The 21711-nt window shown below is 42.7% G+C and carries 24 protein-coding genes; 19 read left to right on the top strand and 5 right to left on the bottom strand.

Annotated features, from left to right (window positions below):
* Positions 1 to 5: 5 nt before the first annotated feature.
* Entirely contained in the window at positions 6 to 1436 is a 1431-nt protein-coding gene (gene sthA, locus P4S60_RS15805) for a Si-specific NAD(P)(+) transhydrogenase (protein WP_054562900.1), read from the bottom strand.
* A gap of 13 nt (positions 1437 to 1449) precedes the next feature.
* A complete protein-coding gene (locus P4S60_RS15800; protein WP_119852674.1) occupies positions 1450 to 2583 on the bottom strand; it encodes an acyl-CoA desaturase in 1134 nt (377 codons plus the stop codon).
* 116 nt (positions 2584 to 2699) lie between these two features.
* Between P4S60_RS15800 and fabR the strand changes: the two genes are divergently transcribed.
* The 17 genes from fabR to P4S60_RS15715 all read left to right on the top strand — a co-directional run bounded on the left by fabR (position 2700) and on the right by P4S60_RS15715 (position 17553).
* Positions 2700 to 3332 carry an HTH-type transcriptional repressor FabR gene (fabR, locus tag P4S60_RS15795; RefSeq protein WP_337116567.1) on the top strand — a complete coding sequence of 211 codons (633 nt, stop codon included), beginning with the start codon at positions 2700 to 2702 and terminating at the stop codon, positions 3330 to 3332.
* A 109-nt stretch (positions 3333 to 3441) separates the two neighbouring features.
* On the top strand, positions 3442 to 4590 hold the full coding sequence (locus tag P4S60_RS15790) for a hypothetical protein (protein WP_337116566.1): 1149 nt from the start codon (positions 3442 to 3444) through the stop codon (positions 4588 to 4590).
* A gap of 19 nt (positions 4591 to 4609) precedes the next feature.
* Positions 4610 to 5266 (top strand): PGRP and LysM peptidoglycan-binding domain-containing protein, encoded by a 657-nt coding sequence (locus P4S60_RS15785; protein WP_337116565.1) that lies wholly within the window; start codon positions 4610 to 4612, stop codon positions 5264 to 5266.
* Between the two features lie 3 nt (positions 5267 to 5269).
* Entirely contained in the window at positions 5270 to 6976 is a 1707-nt protein-coding gene (locus tag P4S60_RS15780) for a T6SS phospholipase effector Tle1-like catalytic domain-containing protein (RefSeq protein WP_337116564.1), read from the top strand.
* On the top strand, positions 6961 to 7479 hold the full coding sequence (locus P4S60_RS15775; protein WP_337116562.1) for a DUF2931 domain-containing protein: 519 nt from the start codon (positions 6961 to 6963) through the stop codon (positions 7477 to 7479). Before P4S60_RS15780 ends, P4S60_RS15775 begins: the two co-directional genes overlap by 16 nt.
* Positions 7480 to 7488: 9 nt before the next feature.
* A complete protein-coding gene (locus tag P4S60_RS15770) occupies positions 7489 to 8001 on the top strand; it encodes a DUF2931 domain-containing protein (protein ID WP_337116561.1) in 513 nt (170 codons plus the stop codon).
* 17 nt (positions 8002 to 8018) lie between these two features.
* Complete coding sequence (locus P4S60_RS15765; RefSeq protein WP_337116560.1) at positions 8019 to 8531, top strand: DUF2931 domain-containing protein; 513 nt, start codon at positions 8019 to 8021, stop codon at positions 8529 to 8531.
* Positions 8532 to 8533: 2 nt separating this feature from the next.
* Positions 8534 to 9061, top strand: a complete 528-nt coding sequence (locus tag P4S60_RS15760) for a DUF2931 domain-containing protein (RefSeq protein ID WP_337116559.1) — start codon at positions 8534 to 8536, stop codon at positions 9059 to 9061.
* Between the two features lie 9 nt (positions 9062 to 9070).
* Complete coding sequence (locus tag P4S60_RS15755) at positions 9071 to 9589, top strand: DUF2931 domain-containing protein (protein ID WP_337116558.1); 519 nt, start codon at positions 9071 to 9073, stop codon at positions 9587 to 9589.
* A 9-nt stretch (positions 9590 to 9598) separates the two neighbouring features.
* On the top strand, positions 9599 to 10117 hold the full coding sequence (locus tag P4S60_RS15750; RefSeq protein ID WP_337116557.1) for a DUF2931 family protein: 519 nt from the start codon (positions 9599 to 9601) through the stop codon (positions 10115 to 10117).
* Positions 10118 to 10126: 9 nt separating this feature from the next.
* A complete protein-coding gene (locus P4S60_RS15745) occupies positions 10127 to 10645 on the top strand; it encodes a DUF2931 domain-containing protein (RefSeq protein WP_337116556.1) in 519 nt (172 codons plus the stop codon).
* A gap of 451 nt (positions 10646 to 11096) precedes the next feature.
* Positions 11097 to 12644 (top strand): 2-isopropylmalate synthase, encoded by a 1548-nt coding sequence (leuA, locus tag P4S60_RS15740; RefSeq protein ID WP_337116555.1) that lies wholly within the window; start codon positions 11097 to 11099, stop codon positions 12642 to 12644.
* A complete protein-coding gene (leuB, locus tag P4S60_RS15735) occupies positions 12641 to 13717 on the top strand; it encodes a 3-isopropylmalate dehydrogenase (protein WP_054554475.1) in 1077 nt (358 codons plus the stop codon). Before leuA ends, leuB begins: the two co-directional genes overlap by 4 nt.
* Positions 13718 to 13775: 58 nt before the next feature.
* Positions 13776 to 15176, top strand: coding sequence for a 3-isopropylmalate dehydratase large subunit (gene leuC, locus P4S60_RS15730; RefSeq protein ID WP_300580465.1), 1401 nt, complete (start codon positions 13776 to 13778; stop codon positions 15174 to 15176).
* Positions 15176 to 15775, top strand: a complete 600-nt coding sequence (gene leuD / locus P4S60_RS15725) for a 3-isopropylmalate dehydratase small subunit (RefSeq protein WP_138618464.1) — start codon at positions 15176 to 15178, stop codon at positions 15773 to 15775. Before leuC ends, leuD begins: the two co-directional genes overlap by 1 nt.
* Positions 15776 to 15943: 168 nt before the next feature.
* Positions 15944 to 16783 carry a hypothetical protein gene (locus P4S60_RS15720; protein ID WP_337116553.1) on the top strand — a complete coding sequence of 280 codons (840 nt, stop codon included), beginning with the start codon at positions 15944 to 15946 and terminating at the stop codon, positions 16781 to 16783.
* 176 nt (positions 16784 to 16959) lie between these two features.
* Entirely contained in the window at positions 16960 to 17553 is a 594-nt protein-coding gene (locus P4S60_RS15715) for a hypothetical protein (protein ID WP_337116552.1), read from the top strand.
* 2 nt (positions 17554 to 17555) lie between these two features.
* Here P4S60_RS15715 and P4S60_RS15710 read toward each other — a convergent pair whose 3' ends face one another.
* Complete coding sequence (locus tag P4S60_RS15710) at positions 17556 to 17921, bottom strand: hypothetical protein (protein WP_337116551.1); 366 nt, start codon at positions 17919 to 17921, stop codon at positions 17556 to 17558.
* Positions 17922 to 18048: 127 nt separating this feature from the next.
* Between P4S60_RS15710 and P4S60_RS15705 the strand changes: the two genes are divergently transcribed.
* Positions 18049 to 18495: a tellurite resistance TerB family protein gene (locus tag P4S60_RS15705; protein WP_054554468.1), complete on the top strand. Its 447-nt coding sequence runs from the start codon at positions 18049 to 18051 to the stop codon at positions 18493 to 18495.
* 3 nt (positions 18496 to 18498) lie between these two features.
* Here P4S60_RS15705 and P4S60_RS15700 read toward each other — a convergent pair whose 3' ends face one another.
* Complete coding sequence (locus P4S60_RS15700) at positions 18499 to 19068, bottom strand: NADPH-dependent FMN reductase (protein WP_054554467.1); 570 nt, start codon at positions 19066 to 19068, stop codon at positions 18499 to 18501.
* A 130-nt stretch (positions 19069 to 19198) separates the two neighbouring features.
* Here P4S60_RS15700 and P4S60_RS15695 point away from each other — a divergent pair, with 130 nt between their 5' ends.
* Positions 19199 to 20092: a LysR family transcriptional regulator gene (locus P4S60_RS15695; RefSeq protein ID WP_337116550.1), complete on the top strand. Its 894-nt coding sequence runs from the start codon at positions 19199 to 19201 to the stop codon at positions 20090 to 20092.
* Here P4S60_RS15695 and norR read toward each other — a convergent pair.
* Positions 20089 to 21651 carry a nitric oxide reductase transcriptional regulator NorR gene (gene norR / locus P4S60_RS15690; RefSeq protein WP_337116549.1) on the bottom strand — a complete coding sequence of 521 codons (1563 nt, stop codon included), beginning with the start codon at positions 21649 to 21651 and terminating at the stop codon, positions 20089 to 20091. The two genes, P4S60_RS15695 and norR, sit on opposite strands and share 4 nt — an antisense overlap.
* Between the last annotated feature and the right edge of the window lie 60 nt (positions 21652 to 21711).

Genomic DNA, 21711 nt, shown 5'->3' with positions numbered 1-21711 from the left:
TTTATTTACTTAAACAAACGATTTAAACCATTTAATGCAGCTACGCGATAGGCTTCAGCCATAGTCGGGTAGTTGAACGTGGTATTTACAAAATAATCAATGTTATTACCGCCGTTCTTTTGTTCCATAATAGCTTGACCGATGTGAACGATTTCAGAGGCACGCTCACCGAAGCAGTGCACACCCAGTACTTCTTTGGTATCAACGTGGAATAAAATCTTTAAGCTACCCACCTCGGTGCCAGCAATTTGTGCACGCGCTAAATGTTTAAATTGAGCACGGCCTACCTCGTAAGGGACTTTTGCAGCTGTTAACTCTTGCTCTGTTTTACCCACTGAGCTCATTTCAGGAATTGTATAAATACCTGCTGGAATATCAATGATCAGCTTCTCATCGCAATTACCACATGCAATCGCATCGGCTGCAATACGGCCTTGGTCAAACGCCGCACTGGCAAGGCTTGGGTAACCTATTACATCGCCCACAGCATAAATGTTGTCGACTTCTGTTTGGTATGTTTCATTCACTTTAAGCTGGCCACGACCATCCGCTTTTAAGCCCACGGCTTCAAGGTTTAATGTGTCTGTGTTACCCGTACGACCATTGGCAAATAAAATACAGTCAGCTTTAACACGCTTGCCAGATTTTAAGTGCATTACCACACAATCATCGCGAGTTTCTACGCGATCAAACTCTTCATTATGACGAATAACAATACCGCTATTCCAAAAGTGATAGCTTAGAGCGTCTGAAATTTCTGCATCCATAAAGGCAAGTAGGCGGTCGCGGGTATTCACTAGGTCAACCTTGGCACCTAAGCCTTTAAAAATAGAGGCATACTCACAACCAATTACACCTGCACCATAAATCAGCACACGATGAGGGTCATCTTCAAGGCCTAAAATGGTATCGCTGTCGTATATACGTGGGTGTTTAAAGTCTACACCCGGTGGACGGTAAGGGCGTGAACCTGTAGCAATAACGATTGTTTGTGCAGTAAGCGTTTCAAACGAACCGTCTAAGTGCGTCACTTTAATGGTGTGTTTATCAATAAACTCAGCATCACCTTGATACATATGAATGCGGTTACGCTCATAAAAGCTGCTACGTAAATTAGATTGCTTTGAGATGACGTTACTTGCGTGGCGCAAAATATCTGGGAAAGTTAAGCGGTTAGGGCGCTCACTAATATTAAATAGCGGGTTTGCTTTATATTCAATATAACGACTTACAGAATGACGTAATGCTTTCGACGGGATAGTACCCCAGTGCACACAGCCGCCACCTACCGCTTCTTGGCGCTCAATAACAGCGACTTTTTTGTTGCTTTTAGATAGGTTCATGGCGGTACCTTCACCGCCAGGACCTGTACCTATGATGATTGCATCATATTGATAAGATGGAGTATCTTTTTGCTTTACTTGTTGTTTGGCCACAGCCGCTCCTATGTTAACTAAAAGAGGCTTTTAACAACCTCGCATTTAGTGCAAGCCAAGCCTGCTTTTGGTTTTCCCAAGCGGCTTCAAGCTCGTGATATTGTGTCATTAATGCTGATTTTTCACACTGTTTCATCATTTTATTGCGTTTGATTTCTAACACGCGTTTTTGCAAGGCACAGAAGTGTTGCAGTTTTTTCAGCAGTAAATCGTACTCAGATTGTAATAATGTAAGCTTATCTTGCGCTAAAGGCAATTTTGCAAGGCGACCTTGGGTCTTACTCATCAAGGTTTCTGCTTTGGCTTTTTCGATTCGCTCAATCGGTGTGCGCTTTAATTTTGAAGCAAGACCGATTGCCGCTAAAGAGCGGATCATCCACTTAGTTGGATCATAGTGATACCACTTAATGCCATTGCGATAGTCGCTAGCAAAAATGTGGTGGAAGTTATGATAGCCTTCACCGTATGTGAATAGCGCTAAAAAGCCATTATCACGGGCGGTGTTTTTTTCTGTGTATGGACGTGAGCCCCAGATATGCGCCAGCGAGTTGATAAAAAAGGTAAAGTGTTGGCTCAATACTAAGCGCAGTAAACCAACCAATAATAACATGCCCCATACATCGCCAAGCATTAAACCAAGTAGTAAAGGAATACCAAAATTAGTCGCGACGACTAACTTCATATAGTGACGGTGTTGCCACATAACGACTTTGTTTTTTTGTAAGTCACGACAGTTACTGTAGTTACCGTATTGTTCACCTTGATAATCGCGTAGCATCCAACCGATGTGGCTATACCAAAAACCATTAGTGGCGGCGTAAGGGTCTTTGATGGGATCATCAACTTGACCATGGTGAATACGGTGATCGCTACTCCAGTGCAAAGCACTATTTTGTAATGCAAAAGCACCACCTAAGGCAAAAATCACTTCAATAACAGGATGCACATCATAGGCTTTGTGTGCCCATAAACGATGATAACCTGCAGTAATAGAAAGTCCGGCGTAGAACATACAGCCAACAAAGGCTATCCACTGTGTACTGGTGTATCCGTAGCTAAAGCCATACCAAGGAACAAGGGTGATCGCGGCCAAAAATGTAAGGCTAAAAAATAGCACATTGGTCCAAATAATCGGTGGTTTTTTCATCTGAATAAATCTCGGCGTACAGTTGTACGCTAAAATAGTGTTTCATTCTCTCCGCGTCAAGTATTAGACTAGCTCATTAACCGAAAAATCATTAAAAGTTCACGCTGGGAGTTTCCATGTCGGGTGTTAGAGCGCAACAGAAACAAAAAACACGACAAGCACTAATCGAGGCCGCATTCAATCAATTGAGTGCCGATCATAGTTTTTCTAATTTAAGCTTGCGTGAAGTTGCCCGTGAAGCAGGGATTGCCCCCACCTCTTTTTACCGCCACTTTAAAGACATGAATGAGCTCGGTTTGACCATGGTTGATGAAGCCGGTTTAACACTGCGCCAACTTATGCGCCAAGCGCGCCGCCGTATTGAGAGCGGTGGTAGTGTGATCACGACATCAATCGTGACCTTTATGGAGTTCATCGATAACTCGAGCAACCAATTTAGATTGTTACTGCGTGAGCGTTCAGGAACTTCAAAAGCATTTCGTGCTGCGGTTGCTCGTGAAATTAAACATTTCATTTTAGAGCTTGCGCATTACCTTGAAAGCGAAACACCATGCGACCCAACTCATGCATACATTCAAGCCGAAGCCATGGTGACTTTAGTATTTAACGCCGGTGCCGAAGCCCTCGATATTGAAGGGACACAACGTGAAGAACTGGTTGAACGCTTGATCTGGCAATTACGCTATATTGCTCGCGGTGCCACTTTGTATGGTCGTGATATTAAAGGTAGTGTAGAAAAAACAGCCTAAAGCATGGTGGATTTCTGTTCCCATTTTGTGTATCGTTTTTTGTTTAAATTAGTAACTGAATTCTAAATAGTCAGTTACGCCACAAAATGAATAAATAACGAGGACGCATATGCTCACCAAGGATCCGGTGAATGATACTCATGCCCATTTTTTAGAACAGAGTGAAGAAACAACGGTAAAAAACAGCCCAAGCTTTCGGGACCTGAGCCGCAGTTTGTTATACTCGTTACCGAAAAGTGTGCAAAAGAAAATTCATGATAACCTGCTTGGGGTATTAGACGCTCATCAGGTCTCACAATTTCGAGATGACAAACGCTGCCAGTTTTGGATTAACCAAAATGGTTGGAAGCGAGTTCCTTACAGTCAGTTTCGCCATGTCTATAGCCGAATTGCGCTATACCCAAAAAGCTCAGCGACTTCAGAGGTCCATAGTTCAGGAGTCGGTGGAAATGTCACATCAGCTAGTTTATCAGATCAACAAAGTGCGCTGTTGCAAAGTAATAGCGGCGAAGGGCAGCCCAACAGGTTAAATCAACACATGATTTATACTCGTCGTGTTATCCGCCCAACAGCAACTCAGCAATTTCAACCTACGTTAGCTCTTTATAAGCCTGTTGCAAATAGTAAGGTAGAGTTAAAAGCATCTCACCAAGTTAGGCAAAATTTCACAACCCATGTGCTCCAAGCATCTGAAACGGTAGAAATGTTAGCTCAACAATATACAGGCTATAAAAATGCGAACCTTATTTATGATTACAATTTGGGGTTTAGTCGTGCTAAGCCCGCACCGGTAGGTACTGGATTGATAGTTCCCAATGGTTGGAAATTAAATATAGAAGGCTCCTGCAGTAATTGCCGCAGTATAGATATAGTTTGGCAAGGGCCTACAAATGGTCAAATTACATTGCAATTAGAAAAAAAGCGCCCAGATGAAATATCGTTTTGGCAGCATTATTTTGTTGTGAAGCCAGGTGTTTATGCTGTTACTGTGACTGCGTCAGGTCTTGTGGAAACCACCTCTTTTACAGTGCTTCAACCAACACAAGCATATGAAATTGAGTTGCTTGATCAAGCAGGTAACCCACAAGCAAACATGGGCTATAAAATTCGCTTGCGTAATGGGCATGTAGTCAGTGGAGTATTAGATAGTAAGGGTTATGCCCACGTATCAGGCCCTGACTTTGAAAACGCTAAAATAAGCTTTCATGAGTTAGATGACAAAGACTGGCAGGTGGCCAGCCCTTCCCGTAATGAATAAATTTATAAGGATATAATTTATGACCTTACAACATACTGTGTCGCAAGGCGAAACCTTGCTACGCATTGCGCGTCAATATGGGTTTAGAACCTCTAATGGTCTTTACTTGCATCCGCTTAATGCTGAGTTTCGTTCTTTAAGGCCTGATCCTAACCAAATTTACCCCGGCGACGTAATTGCTATTCCAGCAAAAGTTGAAAAATTCATGCCACTGAAAACAGATAGTAAAAACTCTTTTATGGTGCGTGATGAAAAAGAATTCTTTCGTTTAAAACTAGCTTACGAAAATGGCGAGCAAATTACGGGAAAGCGCATTGTATTGAATATCGCAGGGCAAACAATTGATACCGTCATAGCAGAAGATGGTTTAATTGAAGTAGAGCTCACCGAAAATAAAACGCTTACGGGGCAGGTAGATTTATATCTCAATGACGAAGACACCACACCAACAAAGAGTTTTGCTATTCAAGTTGGGCACTTAGACCCTATTGAAACCTTGTCAGGAGTGCAAGGGCGTTGCAATTTACTTGGATTTGATTGTGGGAAGGTTGATGGAATTAATGGATCAAAAACACAAACAGGTGTTAAAGCTTTCCAGCTTGCGCAGCAGTTGCAAGTTGATGGCATAGCAGGGCCTATTACTAAAAGCCGTCTTGTTGACGTATACGGAGCATAAGTAATGAGCCAAGCAATGCCAATGGCAGTAAATCTTGTTAATACACTTGTTATTAATACCGGTGCGGGTGCAACAACAAAGCATATTATTGTAAAAGTACTGGGCGATGTTGATGTAGAAATACAGCTATTTTCACAAGGCAACAAGGTCGTAGTTGAAAAACAAGCAGCGCAGCACTACCGTTTTAATAACCTGTCGCAAGATACACCTTATACACTCAAAGCAATTGTTGCTGGTAAGGCCGAGTTTACTCTTGTTAATGAGCAGCAATTTGCAGACTATTTCAATTCAAACACGGTAAAGTCATTCAATATTGGTAGTAAGGGCGGCCCGCAACTACTTCAGCATAAAATTTTACCTAAAGGGCATGTAGAACTCACCTTACTTGCCGAACCGCCTTGCTTTGGGGTGTTTTTTGATGGCACAGGTAATAACCGTTTTAACGACATACAAGACTCAACAGACAGCAAGGAGCCCACGAATGTTGTTAAGTTGTTTGAGTTATATCCATTTCAAACCTATAAATCTCGGTATTATGCCGAAGGGATAGGCACTAAAGCGAATAAAAGCGATTCAACACTAGATATGGGCTTGGCGTTTAGCTTTGATGAGCGCATTAAAAAAGCACTAACAACAACAGTTGGATTTTTCAAAGAATATCCGAATATTAAAATAGGTTTTCTGGACGTATTTGGCTTTAGCCGAGGTGCAGCCCAAGCCCGAGCGTTTGTTAATCAGGTCAATGCAATTTATCAAAATAAGCCAAATTATTGGGGCGGCATTAAGCCTGTTATTCGTTTTGTGGGCTTATTTGATAGTGTTGCATCTATTGGCGGCGATGGCGATAACAACCACAGTGAGTTTTACGCCGATGACGAACTTGACTACCCCGTTAATTTAAATTTAGCGAGCAGCAGTGCCGGGTATGTGATGCACTTAGCTGCGTTTGATGAAAAGCGCGATAAATTCCCTCTTAGCTCATTACTCAGTAGTAATAAGCAGCTATCAGAAAACCATAAAGAAATTGAGCTGCCTGGCGTGCACTCAGATATAGGTGGCGGTTATGGCCCGGTTGAAACGAGCATTCTTTACCCTCGGCAGTATATTGCGGGCCAAGCCGGTGAGCCAGAGCACGACAAAGAGCTCGTACAGCTTAAACAGTCACTCGAACAAAAATATTATTGGCCAACAATTAATATTCAATTTAAAGCAAGCCGGCCAAGAATAAACCGGCAACCAAAGCGAATTTGGAATAAATCAGAAAATACAATTTACACCAGCTATAGGCCGTATTGGCGCCGGAAGTTAAGTAATATTCTGCCGCATTATAGTTTAGCGCTTATGCACGAAACGGCTGTAAATCAAGGGGTGCCGCTGCAAAACCTAGCAGAGCTTTCTATCCGTAAACAAGCCGATGGTCAGGCTTTTCCTTATGTTTTACCAAGCGAGCTTAAATCACTTGTAGATACAGCGCGCAGTTTTGGCCCGCAAAGTGAAGCCTGGCATGCTTTATACAAAGACTACATTCACCATAGTGTTAAATACGCAGCAACGATTGATGCGATAGCTCACGGCCCCGAAGAAGAAGCAGAATTTACCACTCAAAACCAACAGCGCGAGCTTTTTTATAACCAGCCAAGCCAAGCTGAAACAAGTACACAATGGCAATCACAACTAATAAATGGATACCGACTATGGACAAGTTTATAAAACCACTCATCTCAATTGCATGTGCTTTGTTTTTAGCAGGTTGCTCGTCAACGGGAAAAATAGATTACATGGTCGTATCTGGCTCAACTGATGAAGGTAATGATATTTTTGCGACATTAATAGAATTTGATGGGCGGTGGAGTGTCCCTGCAGGTGCAATGTCGTGTTGCCGAGCTACGGCAGGTGCAATGGCCGGTGTTTATGGGCAAAAATTCCCCGAAAAAGTGGCGGTTGAGTGGCTCGATAAATCAGAAAATAGAATTTACTACGGTGAAGTGGCCATAGATAAAGCGGGATATAAATTAGCTAAAAACTTACCTGCATATTCATGGGTAAGCACAGAAGAGATAGAAAAAAATATAACCCCCTACTTGATTATTGGTATGGGAGAAACTGGCGAGATTAAGGTTTGGTTAACTAATGCGCGCTCTGAAAGGAATAGAATTGGCCGTGTATTACATGAACTTGGCTCAGGGCAAGCGCAGTGGCGTGAGAATAAATAAAAACCGACTATGGACAAGTTTATAAAACCACTCATCTCAATTGCATGTGCTTTGTTTTTGGCCGGTTGCTCGTCAACGGGAAAAATAGATTATATGGTAGCAGGCGTAGGCACTGAGAATGGGAATGCTATTTGGGGGCGCTCAGTGGTATTTGATGATACATGGGGCATACCATCAGGAGCAATTGAGTGTTGTTATGCTGAGGCTGGTGGTACAGTCAGTTTGTACGACCAAAAGTTCCCCGAAAAAGTGGCGGTTGAATGGCTCGATAAATCAGAAAATAGAATTTATTACGGTGAAGTGGCCATAGATAAGGCTGGGTATAAATTAGCTAAAAACTTACCCCCATTCACTGCGCACACAGGTAAAGTTTTTAACGATGTAAAACCCTATTTAATTATTGGTATGGGTGAGACCGGTGAAATAAAAGTGTGGATATCAAATACACGTTCAGCAGGGTTCACAGGGCGAGTATTACATGAACTAGGCTCAGGGCAAGCGCAATGGCGTGAGAATAATTAAAAATGCACTTGGCGACTATGGACAAGTTTATAAAATCACTCATCTCAATTGCATGTGCTTTGTTTTTAGCCGGTTGTTCGTCAACGGAAAAAATAGATTACATGGTCGTATCTGGCTCAACTGATGAAGGTAATGATATTTTTGCTACATTAGTAAAATTTGATGAGCGGTGGAGTGTCCCTGCAGGTGCAATGTCGTGTTGCCGAGCTACGGCAGGTGCAATGGCCGGAGTTTATGAGCAAAAATTCCCGGAAAAAGTTGAAGTTGAATGGCTCGATAAATCAGAAAATAGAATTTACTACGGTGAAGTGGCCATAGATAAGGAGGGGTATAAATTAGCTAAAAACTTACCTAATTTTAGTTATTACACAGGTGAAGTTGAGGACGAGATTTTTCCCTACCTAATTATTGGCATGGGTGAGACAGGTGAAATAAAAGTGTGGATATCAAATACACCTTCAGCAGGGTTCACAGGGCGAGTATTACATGAACTTGGCTCTGGGCAAGCGCAGTGGCGTGAGAATAATTAAAAATGCATTTAGTGACTATGGACAAGTTTATAAAATCACTCATCTCAATTGCATCTGCTTTGTTTTTGGCCGGTTGTTCGTCAACGGGAAAAATAGATTACATGGTTGCAGGAGGTGCGACACAAAAAGGTAACCAAATTTGGGTGCAGGCAATTACTTTTGATGATAATTGGGGGGTGCCTATGGGAAGCCTCGGTTGTTGTTGGGAAAGTGCAGGCAAAACAAGTGGTGTATACGACCAAAAATTCCCAGAAAAAGTGGTAGTTGAGTGGCTCGATAAATCAGAAAATAGAATTTATTACGGTGAAGTGGCCATAGATAAGGCAGGGTATAAATTAGCTAAAAACTTACCCCCATTCACTGCGCACACAGGTAAAGTTTTTAACGATGTAAAACCCTATTTAATTATTGGTATGGGTGAGACCGGTGAAATAAAAGTGTGGATATCAAATACACCTTCAGCAGGGTTCACAGGGCGAGTATTACATGAACTTGGCTCTGGGCAAGCGCAATGGCGCGAGAATAAATAAAAACCGGCTATGGATAAGTTTATAAAACCACTCATCTCAATTGCGTGTGCTTTGCTCATAGCCGGTTGCTCGACAACGGGAAAAATAGATTACATGGTAGCAGGCGTAGGCACTGAGAATGGGAATGCTATTTGGGGGCGCTCAGTGGTATTTGATGATACATGGGGCATACCATCAGGGGCTATTGAGTGTTGTTATGCTGAGGCTAGCGGTACAGTCAGTTTGTACGACCAAAAATTCCCCGAAAAAGTGGCGGTTGAATGGCTCGATAAATCAGAAAATAGAATTTACAACGGTGAAGTGGCCATAGATAAGGCAGGGTATAAATTAGCTAAAAATTTACCTAGATATACATGGGTAAGCACAGGAGAAATAGAAACAAATATAACCCCTTACTTGATAATTGGTATGGGAGAAACTGGTGAAATAAAAGTATGGCTAACTAATGCGCGTTCCGAAAGGAATAGAATTGGCCGTGTATTACATGAACTTGGCTCAGGGCAAGCGCAATGGCGTGAGAATAAATAAAAACCGACTATGGACAAGTTTATAAAACCACTCATCTCAATTGCATGTGCTTTGTTACTGGTAGGTTGCTCGTCAACGGGAAAAATAGATTACATGGTAGCAGGCGTAGGCACTGAGAATGGGAATGCTATTTGGGGGCGCTCAGTGGTATTTGATGATACATGGGGCATACCATCAGGGGCAATTGGTTGCTGTTATGGAGAAACAAGAGCGACAGTTGGTGTATACGACCAAAAATTCCCAGAAAAAGTGGTAGTTGAGTGGCTCGATAAATCAGAAAATAGAATTTACTACGGTGAAGTGGCCATAGATAAAGCGGGATATAAATTAGCTAAAAACTTACCTAGATACACCGTTGTGAGCACTGGGCGCAAAGCAAAAGAAATCATACCTTATTTAATAATAGGAATGAGCGAGACAGGCGAAATTAACGTTTGGCTATCCAATGCGCCCTCGGGAAGAAATAGAACTGATCGTGTATTACATGAACTTGGCTCTGGGCAAGCGCAGTGGCGTGAGAATAAATAAAAACCGACTATGGACAAGTTTATAAAACCACTCATCTCAATTGCATGTGCTTTGTTACTGGTAGGTTGCTCGTCAACGGGAAAAATAGATTACATGGTAGCAGGAGGTGCTACACAAAAAGGGAACCAAATTTGGGTGCAGGCAATTACTTTTGATGATAATTGGGGGATTCCTATGGGAAGCCTCGGTTGTTGTTGGGAAAGTGCAGGCAAAACAAGTGGTATATTCGACCAAAAATTCCCCGAAAAAGTGGCGGTTGAATGGCTCGATAAATCAGAAAATAGAATTTATTACGGTGAAGTAGCCATAGATAAGGCTGGGTATAAATTAGCTAAAACCTTACCTGCTTATACATGGGTAAGCACAGGAGAGATAGAAACAAATATAACCCCCTACTTGATTATTGGTATGGGAGTAACTGGCGAGATTAAGGTTTGGTTATCAAATACAAGCTCAGAAATGAATAGGGTTGGTCGTGTATTACATGAACTTGGCTCTGGGCAAGCGCAATGGCGTGAGAATCAATGATGTTTTTAGAACACCTTACTAAATAATTAGGTTTTTTCCTTGTGCTGTTACTTTATGTGTGTGTGATAACTATCACATTTAAAAGTTAATCTAAGCAATAGAGGCTTTACCTTCCGAAACTTTAAACGTTCAATACATTTAATTGGGTTTAATTAACCTTTAAAGTGTGTTTTTGTGGATTTTTAATTTCATTGGGGTGATTTAAAAATCGCTTTTGTGGAAAAATTATGCTTGCAAGCTGGTTTTTTGAATGTTAAAAATACAGCCACTGAACACACATTTAGTAAATTAAGATGCAAATTACACATTCAATTACATTAAAACTAAACCTCTTACTGCTTAAATCAGTGAGCGGGGCTTAGTGTATTTGCATTTGTAGAACATTAAAAAACCCCGCAACCGCGGGGTTTTTTTTATCTCGCTAATGGGTCATTGGGAACGAGGACAGTTTATGAAAGATAAGGTTTGGATTTTTGACACAACGTTACGTGATGGTGAGCAAGCATTAAAAGCAAGCCTAACCGAAGACGACAAAATTCAACTTGCGCATACCATTAGCCGCTTAAATGTGGATGTAATGGAAGTGGGTTTTCCGGTATCTAGCCCGGCAGATTTTCGCTCTGTACAGCGAATTGCGACTGAAGTGAAAGGGCCGATTATTTGTGGCTTAGCACGTGCTGTAGCAAAAGATATTGAAGCATGTGGTGAAGCACTTCGCCCGGCAGAGCAGGGCCGTATTCATACATTTATTGCAACCAGTCCATTACACCTTGAGCACAAATTACGTATGAGCTTAGACGATGCAACAGCAATGGCTGTTAAGTCGATTAAACTTGCGCGTAACTACACGGATGACGTTGAGTTTTCGTGTGAAGATGCAGGTCGTACACCGCATTGGGATTTATGCCGTATCGTTGAAAGTGCTATTGATGCCGGTGCATCAACTATCAACTTACCTGACACCGTAGGTTATGTAACGCCAGACGAATACGTCGCGATGATCCATCACTTAATGAACAATGTGCCAAATATCGACAAAGCGCGTTTAAGCGTGCATTGCCACAACGATTTAGGTTTAGCGGTTGCTAACTCAATCGCTGCAGTACAAGCCGGTGCTCGTCAAATCGAATGTACAATAAATGGCATTGGTGAGCGTGCAGGTAACTGCTCGCTTGAAGAAGTGGCGATGATCATGAAGATGCGTGAAGACCACTTAAAAGTCCATACCAATATTCGCAGTGAAGAAATTTACCGTGCTTCGCGCCAAGTCGCGAAGATTTGTAATATGCCAGTACAACCAAACAAAGCAATTGTTGGTGAAAATGCCTTTGCACACAGCTCAGGTATTCACCAAGACGGCGTATTAAAAGCCCAAAACACGTACGAAATTATGTCGCCAGAAAGTGTCGGTGTACCTAATAACCAATTAAACATGACTTCGCGTTCAGGTCGTCATGTTATTGAGCATCGTTTAGAAGAATTAGGCTATCAAAAATCTGATTACGATATGGATAGCTTATACACCAGCTTCTTAGCATTAGCAGACCAAAAAGGCACTGTGTATGACTACGACTTAGAAGCGATGATCTACTTTAATCAAATCAAAGATAAAGACGAAAAGTACCAGCTTGAGTTTGTTAACTCTACGTCTAATTCGCAATCAGTGGCGAGCTCAACAATCGGCATGACAATTGATGGCGAGTCTAAGCAAGAGGCAGCAACAGGTAATGGCCCTGTAGAAGCATCATTCTTAGCAATTGAGCGCTTAACGGGTATGTCGGTCGAAATGATTGAATATAACCTAGAAGCAACAGGCCAAGGTGCCAGCTCGCTAGGACAAGTGAATATTATCGCTAAATACGATGGTCGCCCATATCACGGCGCGGGCATTGCAGCGGATGTGGTTGAAGCGTCGGTACGCGCCATGATCCGCGTTTATAACTTAATTTATCGTGCACAAAAAGTGTCTGATTTAAAACAACAGAGGAAAGCAGGATGAGTCAATCGAATTACAGTATCGCAGTATTAGCAGGCGACGGGATTGGTCCAGAAGTTATGGCAGCAGCAGAAACCGTCTTGGATGCTGTAAGCGAAAAATTTGGTTTTACTTTGACTCGTCATCACCACGCGATTGGTGGTGCTGCCATTGATGAGTTTGGTCAGGCGCTACCGCAAAGCACACTGAGTGCCTGTGAAAATGCCGATGCGATTTTATTTGGCTCGGTAGGTGGCCCTAAGTGGGAAAACTTACCACCGAATGAGCAACCAGAGCGAGCTTCACTGTTGCCACTGCGTAAGCATTTTGGTTTGTTCTGTAATTTACGCCCAGCACAATTATTACCAGCACTAAGTGCTGCGTCACCGCTTCGTGCAGATATCAGCGCACAAGGCTTTGATATCTTATGTGTTCGCGAGCTAACAGGCGGTATTTATTTCGGTGAAAAAGGCCGCAGTGGCGAAGGGGAACAAGAAGCCGCTTTCGATACCCAAACATATTCACGTAAAGAAATTGAGCGCATCGCACGCTTTGCCTTTGAAGCCGCTAAGCTGCGAAGTAATCATGTTACCTCGGTTGATAAAGCGAATGTGTTAGCGACCAGCGTACTTTGGCGTGAAGTGGTCTCTGAAGTGAGCAAAGACTACCCAGAAGTAAGCCTTGACTACATTTATGTTGATAACGCGGCAATGCAGTTAGTTAAACAGCCAAGCCAGTTTGATGTATTACTTTGCGATAACTTATTTGGCGACATTTTGTCTGATGAATGCGCGATGATCACAGGCTCTATGGGCTTATTACCATCAGCGAGTTTAAATCAGTCTGGCTTTGGTTTATATGAGCCAGCTGGTGGCTCAGCCCCCGATATCGCTGGTAAAGGGGTTGCAAACCCAATCGCGCAAATTTTAAGTGCTGCGCTTATGTTGCGTTACTCACTAGGTCAAGATGAAGCGGCGCGTACTATTGAAAAAGCGGTAGCAGAAGCAGTTGAAGCCGGTGTTGGTACACCAGATATCTACCCAAATGCAGGGTACACCACCAGTGATGTTGCTGCGGCAATTGTGGCACGTATTTAATTAAAAATTGTTTGCGCTGAGCTCGTCACTCAGCGTAACTAAAATGAGGGAATAGCAAGTGGCCCAAACCTTATACGATAAAATTTGGCAAGCTCATGTAGTCGCCAGCATAAATGATCAAACCGATTTACTTTATATCGACCGTCACCTAGTTCATGAAGTTACATCGCCGCAAGCCTTTGCGGGTTTACGTGAGAAAAACCGCAAAGTACGTTGCCCAGAAAAAACTTTTGCGACCATGGACCATAACGTTTCAACAAAAAGCCGTTCATTAGATGCTGCGAGTGAAGTGTCGAAAAACCAATTAATGGCACTGGATGCAAACTGTAAAGAGTTTGGTATTCAACTTTATGATTTAAATTCGATTAATCAAGGTATTGTGCATGTAATGGGGCCTGAGCAGGGCATTACTTTACCGGGCACAACCATAGTGTGTGGTGACAGCCATACCTCTACCCATGGTGCATTTGGTGCACTAGCGCACGGTATTGGTACTTCAGAAGTTGAGCATGTACTAGCCACTCAAACGCTACAGCAGAAAAAAGCCAAGTCGTTAAAAATTCAAATTAATGGTCGCCTGCGCCCAACCGTTACTGCCAAAGATTTAATCATGGCGGTGATCGGTAAATTAGGCACTGCGGGTGGTACTGGTTATGTTGCTGAGTTTTGTGGCGAAGGGATTGAAGCGCTGTCTATGGAAGCGCGTATGACGCTTTGTAATATGAGTATTGAAATGGGCGCAAAAGCGGGTTTAATCGCGCCAGATCAAACAACTTATGATTATTTAAAAGGTCGCCCATTTGCACCACAAGGTGCTGACTTTGATAGTGCTGTAGCCTATTGGCAAACTCTAAAAACTGATGAAGGCGCAGAGTTTGATCATGTTGTTGAATTAGAGGCTGCTGATATTCAACCGCAAATTACTTGGGGTACCAGCCCTGAGCAAGTGATTGGCGTAGATGAATGTATTCCTGATCCTGAGCAAGAGCCAGATCTAATCAAAGCTGATGCTATTCGTAGTGCACTAAAATATATGGGCTTAACAGCAGGCGATAAATTGTCTTCAGCAACTGTTGATACCGTGTTTATTGGCTCATGTACAAATAGCCGAATTGAAGATTTACGTGCTGCCGCGCAAATTGTTGAAGGTAAGCAGGTTGCAGCGGGTGTTGAAGCGCTGATTGTTCCTGGTTCTGGCCTTGTTAAAAAACAAGCCGAAGACGAAGGCCTTGCAGATATCTTCAAAGCAGCTGGCTTTGAATGGCGTGAGCCTGGTTGTTCAATGTGCTTAGCAATGAATGATGATAGATTAGAAGCCGGTAAACGCTGTGCGTCGACCTCAAATCGTAACTTTGAAGGTCGCCAAGGTCGCGGTGGTCGTACTCACTTAGTGAGCCCTGCAATGGCAGCGGCAGCGGCAATTCATGGTCGTTTTGTTGATATCAGAGGAGAAGCCTAATGAGCGTATTTTTTAGTGGCTTAATGGCCCCGTTAGATAAAAACAATGTTGATACTGACCAAATTATTCCAAAGCAGTTTTTAACGTCGACCAGCCGTGATGGTTTTGATGCGGCGCTTTTTTATGATTGGCGTTATTTAGATAACGGCGAGCCAAACCCTGAGTTTATTTTGAACCGTCCTTGTTACCAAGGTGCGCAAATTCTTTTAACTCGCGACAACTTTGGTTGTGGTTCATCGCGTGAGCACGCGCCATGGGCATTAAAGCAATATGGTTTTGAAGTGATCTTAGCGGAAAGCTTTGCTGATATTTTCTTTAATAACTGCGGCAATAACCAAATGCTTGCTATCGCATTACCAGCAGAAACGCTTGAGCAATTATTTGTGCTGAGTGAACAGCATGACGATATTCATATCGAAGTTGATTTAGAAAACCAACAACTTCGTAGCGATAAGTTTGACACTATTCACTTTGATATTCGCCATGACATTAAAGAGCGTTTGTTAAGTGGCTTAGACTTTATCGGTGTGACTGAAACACTTAACAGCCAAATTGATGCCTTTGAGCAGCAGCTAGCAGTAGAACGCCCTTGGCAATAACCTGTTTTTCCATGTGAACCTAAACGCGGCCAAGGCCGCGTTTTTATTTGTTTCTAAAAAAGAAAGTTGCTAATTTGGTTGGTAAAATAACGAAAACAACAAATAACTATGTGGCCTCTTTCTCCTAAATCTATCGGCATCTTGATGGGTGTGCTTTATGGCATCAGCATGCGCATCTTTCTTGAAGTTAGCGAAACGTTTAATTTCGGTAGCCTCGTTACTATTTCGTTTATGTTTTTAGTGCCTGTGGCTATTGGGTTTATACGGGTACATTTTGAATATAATCAACTGTCGCCGATGACATATGGAAGAATGGCGGTAGTCGCTTGGCAGCCTATTTTTGTGTTCTTATTTGTCAGCGTAGTAACTCTTTTAGAAGGAAGTATCTGCGTTGCAATGGCCCTCCCTGCATTTATGGTCTTCGCTAGTATTGGCGGTATGTTAGCAGGGCTATGCCACCGCCTTTGGGCAAAGAAAAGCAACAAAGCGGTGATGTCGGTAGCTTTGTTGCCGTTGATCCTTTCTCCTTTAGAGCTCAACTTTTTACACTTATCGAAAACTTACGAAGTTAAAAATACAATTGTTATCAATGCGCCTGTTGATGTTGTGTGGCAACAATTAGCTAATGTTAGCCAAATTCATGAGGGCGAATATCCAAGTTCATTTTCGCAATTAATTGGTATTCCTAGGCCAATTCGAGCTGATATGAGTGGTGATGGGGTAGGTGCAATTAGGACCAGCCAGTGGCAGAAAAAAGTTGTATTTAAAGAGGTAATAACCGAGTGGCTGCCGAATGAGAAAATGCTATATAACTTTGAGATTGACCCAGAATTAATTCCTGATCATGCACTTGATCAGCATGTGAAATTAGGTGGGGAATATTTTTCGCCGCTGCATGGTGGTTATGAGTTAGTTACAAGTGGTAATAATCAAACGCTGTTAAGCCTTAAAACGACGGTACTTGATAACACTAACTTTGGCATTTATTCACGAGTATGGGGGAAGTGATCTTTCAGGATTTTCACCGAGCACTTCTCAAGCTAATGAAAGATCGCGCTGAAAATGACAACAAATTAGTTGTAAAAACAGGATGACCACTCGCTGTCTAGCAGCTTATCGTAATTGTTTTCTTTATGGCCATTAAACCATTAGCCTAGGCTGAAATTTTATTTAGGGAACACACCATGAAATACTTAGTGGCACCGATGCTCGTGGCTGCATCATCAGTAGCGGCTGCACGACCTGCACCGTTAGTGTCAATTCCAAGCCATGATGGCTTTTTTGATAATATTGCTGCCCATTGCGGTAAAGCTTACGAAGGTAAAGTGAGCGTTGATAACGCTGCTGGTCCAAGTTCGTTTGCGGGCAAAAAGTTAGTAATGCATGTACGTCGTTGTAACGAGCGTGAGTTACAAGTGCCATTTCATGTGGGGGATGATGCATCTCGTACGTGGATCATCACAAAAACAGGCAGTGGACTTAGTTTAAAGCATGACCATCGTCATAAAGATGGCAGCGATGATGAATCAACCATGTATGGTGGCCATACCCTTGATGCGGGTTTTGCTAACGCGCAGTCGTTCCCGGCTGATCAATACTCAAAAGAATTGTTTGTGAGCCAAGGTATTCCCCAATCAATGGGTAACACGTGGCAAATGTATATTTATCCAAAGCAATTTACGTATCGCTTAGTGCGTGAAGGACGTGAGTTTCGCGTTGATTTTGACTTAACAAAACCTATCACGCCGCCAAGCGCGCCGTGGGGATATGAAGACTAGTACTATTTAGCTTCGTCTTCACACTGTAAAACAACCGTTAAAGGTGGCTGATAGGCGCGTGGTTTAGTTGGAAAACGTTCATACTCCTGCACCCCATCAGTCACTCTTAGCATAAATGGTTTGTCTCTACATAAGCGGTTTGCATGGCGCAGTAAGAATACGCTTTGATTGCGAAAGTGCTTGTAGTCGTCAGACTGAATTTCAAGGTGGTAGCGGCCGTCGGCCAATTTAGTTTGGTAGTAATGGACTTTTTCGTCAAAGTCATAGAGTTTTTCGGTTTCGCCTTTTGCTGCCTGCGCATTATTGCACCCCGCTAACATTAAAACGGCGCTGATTAATAGTGCTTGTGTACTTCTCACTTCACTCATAAACACTTAACTCCATGTGATTAATACCTTGTTTCATCATGATGTTGAACCTGAATTAGCATCCATAGTCAAACTAAGGTAACGTTATGTCTTACATGTAGTCTAACACCCAAAAAGGGAAAATGTGATGCTCAATAAAATAAAACAGCTGTTTTCAGCGCTGAATGATACCCAATCTAGCATTACTGAGCATGACCTAAAAACCGCCGTTGCTGCGTTATTAATTGAGGTTATGCGTGCAGATAATGAGTTACAAGATGATGAGCAACAGACCCTGAATGAGACCTTAAAGAAGTATTTCTCGCTTAACGAGGAAGAGGTTCAAGAGTTAGTTGCAAGTGCATCGCAAAGCCTAGATGATGCAATAGATTATTTTCAGTTTTCAAAGCAAATTAATGCCCAGTGTAGCGCCGAGCAGCGTATTGATATCATCGAACTGTTGTGGCGATTAGCCTACGCAGATGGCAATTTAGATAAGCATGAAGAAATGGTTATTCGCCGCGTCGCAAGTTTATTGTATGTAACCCATGAAGATTTTATCGCTGCTAAGCTAGCAGCGACAAAGCTAAGTTAGCAATTACTTATTTAATTTGCTTGCTACGCTCACAAGTTGCTGGGCAAGACTGGCAACTTTATCGGCTGTATCAGCATCGCTGATGCGGCCTTGTTCATCTAATTTAGTGTGGATAGCAGGCACTGCTAGTTGATCTGCAAGTACTAAGCTACCAATACCCGATAAAATATCACGTACGTGATTTAAACCACGTAAGCCACCTAAACCACCCGGTGATGATGCATAAAGAGCAGTAACTTTATTTCGAAAAGCAGGCACTGCACCTTGCTCTGTACGAGATGCCCAATCGATTGCGTTTTTAAGTGGTGCTGTAATTGAGCCATTATATTCTGGGCTTGCTAATAAAATACCGTCAGCTGCGCGAAGCTTATCTTTCAATAATTGTGCGCCAGCAGGTGTACCTTGCGCTTCAATATCTTCGTCAAATAAAGGTAAGTTTAAATCGCTTAATTTAATCACTTCTACTTCAGCACCACTTTCGAGGGCGAAGCGAGCAGCTTCATTAATCAGTTTTTGATTAAAGCTGTCTTTACGTAGGCTGCCTGCTAGGGCAATAATTTTAGGTGCTGTCATGATGGCTTCCTTTTTTAAGCTTCACTATTGATATGCTCGCTGTTGATATACTCACTGTAGCAAAAAACAGCTTGCAGAAAAGCCAAATAAACGCAAAACTTATGTGCGTATATGCACACAAGGAGCCGTTATGGCGATTCAATTTGATGATTGGCAAGATGTAAAAGTCGCTTTTGAAGTGGCAAGACTCGGCACGTTAACCGCTGCTGCCGAATCGTTAGGTGTTCATCACAGCACAGTGCTTAGAAGAATCAACAATTTAGAAGATAACCTTGATGCGCGGTTATTCCACCGTCATGCCCGTGGCTATACAGTGACAGAAATTGGCGCTAAGTTGTTTGCGACTGCAAAATCGATTAACGCTGAACTTGAAAAACTTCACAACGATATTATTGCCGCTGATAGCCAACTGCGAGGCAGTTTATTATTAACTACGGTTAGTGGTTTTATTGATGTGCTTAGTGATGTCTGCGAGCAGTTTCAAAACCTGCACCCGCAAGTGCAACTCGAAGTTATTCTTGATCAAAACCGCTTACGTCTTGATCACGGTCAGGCGCATATTGCCGTTCGAGCGGGCCCTCGGCCTGATGAAGGCGACTATATTGCCCAGCATTTAGCTGAACTTTCGTCAGGGTTTTATGCCTCTAAAAGTTATATTGAAAAGTATGGCATTCCAAAAAACATTGAGCAGTTGCAGCAGCATAGTTTTGTTTCTGGGGTGGCTGGCTACAACGGTAAAGTGCCTTATTTTGCATGGGTTGATCAACATATTGAACCTTCGCAAATTAAGTTGCGGGTGTCTGAAACATCAGAAGCTACACGGGCGATTGTGAGAGGCTTAGGAATTGGTGGTTTACAGCATGAGGTGGCAAGCCAATACCCTGATCTGCTGCCAGTGCTTCCTAAAGAGCTAAACTGGCCAACAGATCTTTGGCTGGTGACACATCACTTAGTGCATCGCACAGCCAAAGTACAAGCATTTAGTCAGCTTTTAAAAGCGTATTTTAAAGATTTAAAAGCTTAAACAGACTTTTTAACACTAATGCCTAGCCGTTTGGCTAGGCGCACAAGATTGGCTCTATCAACACTTAAGCTGCGTGCTGTGGCTGCCCAGTTTAGGTTGTGTAGTTCAAGTTGTTGCATAATCAATTGATAACTAAAAGCGTCAGTTGCCTCTTTCAGCGATAAGCGAGTGGCTTTTTGTTCGTTAACTGCAACAGGGCTTGGTGCGGCAACAGCTGTTTTAGCAATATCACAATGCTCTGGCTCGATTGTGACAATGCTTTGTTGCCATTGCTGTTGTTTGGCTTTGAGTGCTGCGCGACTGATCACATGTTCAAGCTCTCTCACATTGCCTGGCCAATCATATTGACGCAGCAGTAACTGTGTATCGCTACTAAGTTTAAGTTGCTTAATTGCCAGTTTTTTAGATGTTTGCTCAATAAAAAAACCTGCCAATAAAATAACATCGTTATCGCGCTCTTTTAGTGGTGCAACATACAATGGGTAAACGCTTAAGCGGTGATAAAGGTCTGCACGAAAGCGTCCCGCGCCGACTTCTTGTTTTAAATCGCGGTTGGTTGCTGCAATCACTCTGACATCAACATAACGGCTTTGATCTTCCCCCACCGTTTGTACTTCACCACTTTGTAAAACGCGCAATAACTTACTTTGCATGGCAAGCGGAAGTTCGCCGATTTCATCTAAAAATAGCGTGCCGCCATCGGCAAGTTGAAACTTACCCTGACGCGCAGTATGTGCGCCAGTAAATGCGCCTTTACTGTGACCAAAAAATTCACTTTCGGCTAAGTTCTCTGGTAACGATGCGCAGTTTAAGTGGATCAACGGCATGTCGCGGCGTTTTGAGTTTAAATGGATATTGCGCGCAACGAGTTCTTTACCGACGCCTGTATCACCTTGTATTAATACACTAAATTCTGAGGCAGCTACGAGCTGGATATCATTTTTAAGGGTCTGCATTGCTTGGCTATTACCAATAATTTCGACACCTTCTCGTGTTAGCGCTTCAAGATTAAGCTGCTGCGCAACTTGATGGCTGTGCTGTGCGTGTTGCATAAGATGCTGCAAGGTTAGGGCATGCTCAACATAGCCTGCTGCTAGCTGTTTTAGTTGATTGAGCTCGTTCACTGCTAAAGCGTCAAAGGCATGTTCATCTAAACTATCAAAGGTCAAAACACCCAATAGTTCGTTGTTATCTTTGCTGCTCAGCAGCGGCACGCCCATGCAGGCATGAACAGGAAAGTCTCCATGCTGGCTTTGTAATAAACCGTCGTAGGGGTCGGGTAGGCCACAATCTTTGGCAAATTTTAACGGCTCACTGCCACGGCATATTTCAAATAAGCGAGGGTGCTCCGCAATTTTAAAGCGCCTTCCTAACGTATCGTCCGACAATCCATGCTGGGCTACGGGCTTTAACACATCGCCTTGTTTCAATAACAAGGCAACGGCATCACATTCAAGCCAATCATTAATGCAACTCAACAAGTAGCTGAAATTATGATCAACACTGCTTGCTTTGGTAAGGGCAAGTGCAACATCAAGAAGGGATTTTTTGAACGTCATGTCAATTTGACCTGAATGTGTTTTATTGATGTTTTTAATGGTGTGTCATTTTGACTTTTT

The organism is Pseudoalteromonas sp. Hal040, assembly GCF_037162425.1.
Lineage (GTDB): Bacteria > Pseudomonadota > Gammaproteobacteria > Enterobacterales > Alteromonadaceae > Pseudoalteromonas > Pseudoalteromonas gelatinilytica.
This window is presented reverse-complemented; position numbering and strand designations above follow the sequence as displayed.

Coding starts and splice junctions, on each gene's coding strand:
- P4S60_RS15760 (WP_337116559.1), top strand. CDS start 8,534: ATGCATTTAGTGACTATGGACAAGTTTATAAAATCACTCATCTCAATT.
- P4S60_RS15785 (WP_337116565.1), top strand. CDS start 4,610: ATGACCTTACAACATACTGTGTCGCAAGGCGAAACCTTGCTACGCATT.
- P4S60_RS15800 (WP_119852674.1), bottom strand. CDS start 2,583: ATGAAAAAACCACCGATTATTTGGACCAATGTGCTATTTTTTAGCCTT.
- fabR (WP_337116567.1), top strand. CDS start 2,700: ATGTCGGGTGTTAGAGCGCAACAGAAACAAAAAACACGACAAGCACTA.
- P4S60_RS15720 (WP_337116553.1), top strand. CDS start 15,944: ATGCGCATCTTTCTTGAAGTTAGCGAAACGTTTAATTTCGGTAGCCTC.
- P4S60_RS15745 (WP_337116556.1), top strand. CDS start 10,127: ATGGACAAGTTTATAAAACCACTCATCTCAATTGCATGTGCTTTGTTA.
- P4S60_RS15770 (WP_337116561.1), top strand. CDS start 7,489: ATGGACAAGTTTATAAAACCACTCATCTCAATTGCATGTGCTTTGTTT.
- leuA (WP_337116555.1), top strand. CDS start 11,097: ATGAAAGATAAGGTTTGGATTTTTGACACAACGTTACGTGATGGTGAG.
- P4S60_RS15765 (WP_337116560.1), top strand. CDS start 8,019: ATGGACAAGTTTATAAAATCACTCATCTCAATTGCATGTGCTTTGTTT.
- P4S60_RS15780 (WP_337116564.1), top strand. CDS start 5,270: ATGAGCCAAGCAATGCCAATGGCAGTAAATCTTGTTAATACACTTGTT.
- norR (WP_337116549.1), bottom strand. CDS start 21,651: ATGACGTTCAAAAAATCCCTTCTTGATGTTGCACTTGCCCTTACCAAA.
- leuB (WP_054554475.1), top strand. CDS start 12,641: ATGAGTCAATCGAATTACAGTATCGCAGTATTAGCAGGCGACGGGATT.
- P4S60_RS15710 (WP_337116551.1), bottom strand. CDS start 17,921: ATGAGTGAAGTGAGAAGTACACAAGCACTATTAATCAGCGCCGTTTTA.
- P4S60_RS15700 (WP_054554467.1), bottom strand. CDS start 19,068: ATGACAGCACCTAAAATTATTGCCCTAGCAGGCAGCCTACGTAAAGAC.
- P4S60_RS15750 (WP_337116557.1), top strand. CDS start 9,599: ATGGACAAGTTTATAAAACCACTCATCTCAATTGCATGTGCTTTGTTA.
- P4S60_RS15790 (WP_337116566.1), top strand. CDS start 3,442: ATGCTCACCAAGGATCCGGTGAATGATACTCATGCCCATTTTTTAGAA.
- P4S60_RS15695 (WP_337116550.1), top strand. CDS start 19,199: ATGGCGATTCAATTTGATGATTGGCAAGATGTAAAAGTCGCTTTTGAA.
- P4S60_RS15755 (WP_337116558.1), top strand. CDS start 9,071: ATGGATAAGTTTATAAAACCACTCATCTCAATTGCGTGTGCTTTGCTC.
- P4S60_RS15715 (WP_337116552.1), top strand. CDS start 16,960: ATGAAATACTTAGTGGCACCGATGCTCGTGGCTGCATCATCAGTAGCG.
- P4S60_RS15705 (WP_054554468.1), top strand. CDS start 18,049: ATGCTCAATAAAATAAAACAGCTGTTTTCAGCGCTGAATGATACCCAA.
- leuD (WP_138618464.1), top strand. CDS start 15,176: ATGAGCGTATTTTTTAGTGGCTTAATGGCCCCGTTAGATAAAAACAAT.
- P4S60_RS15775 (WP_337116562.1), top strand. CDS start 6,961: ATGGACAAGTTTATAAAACCACTCATCTCAATTGCATGTGCTTTGTTT.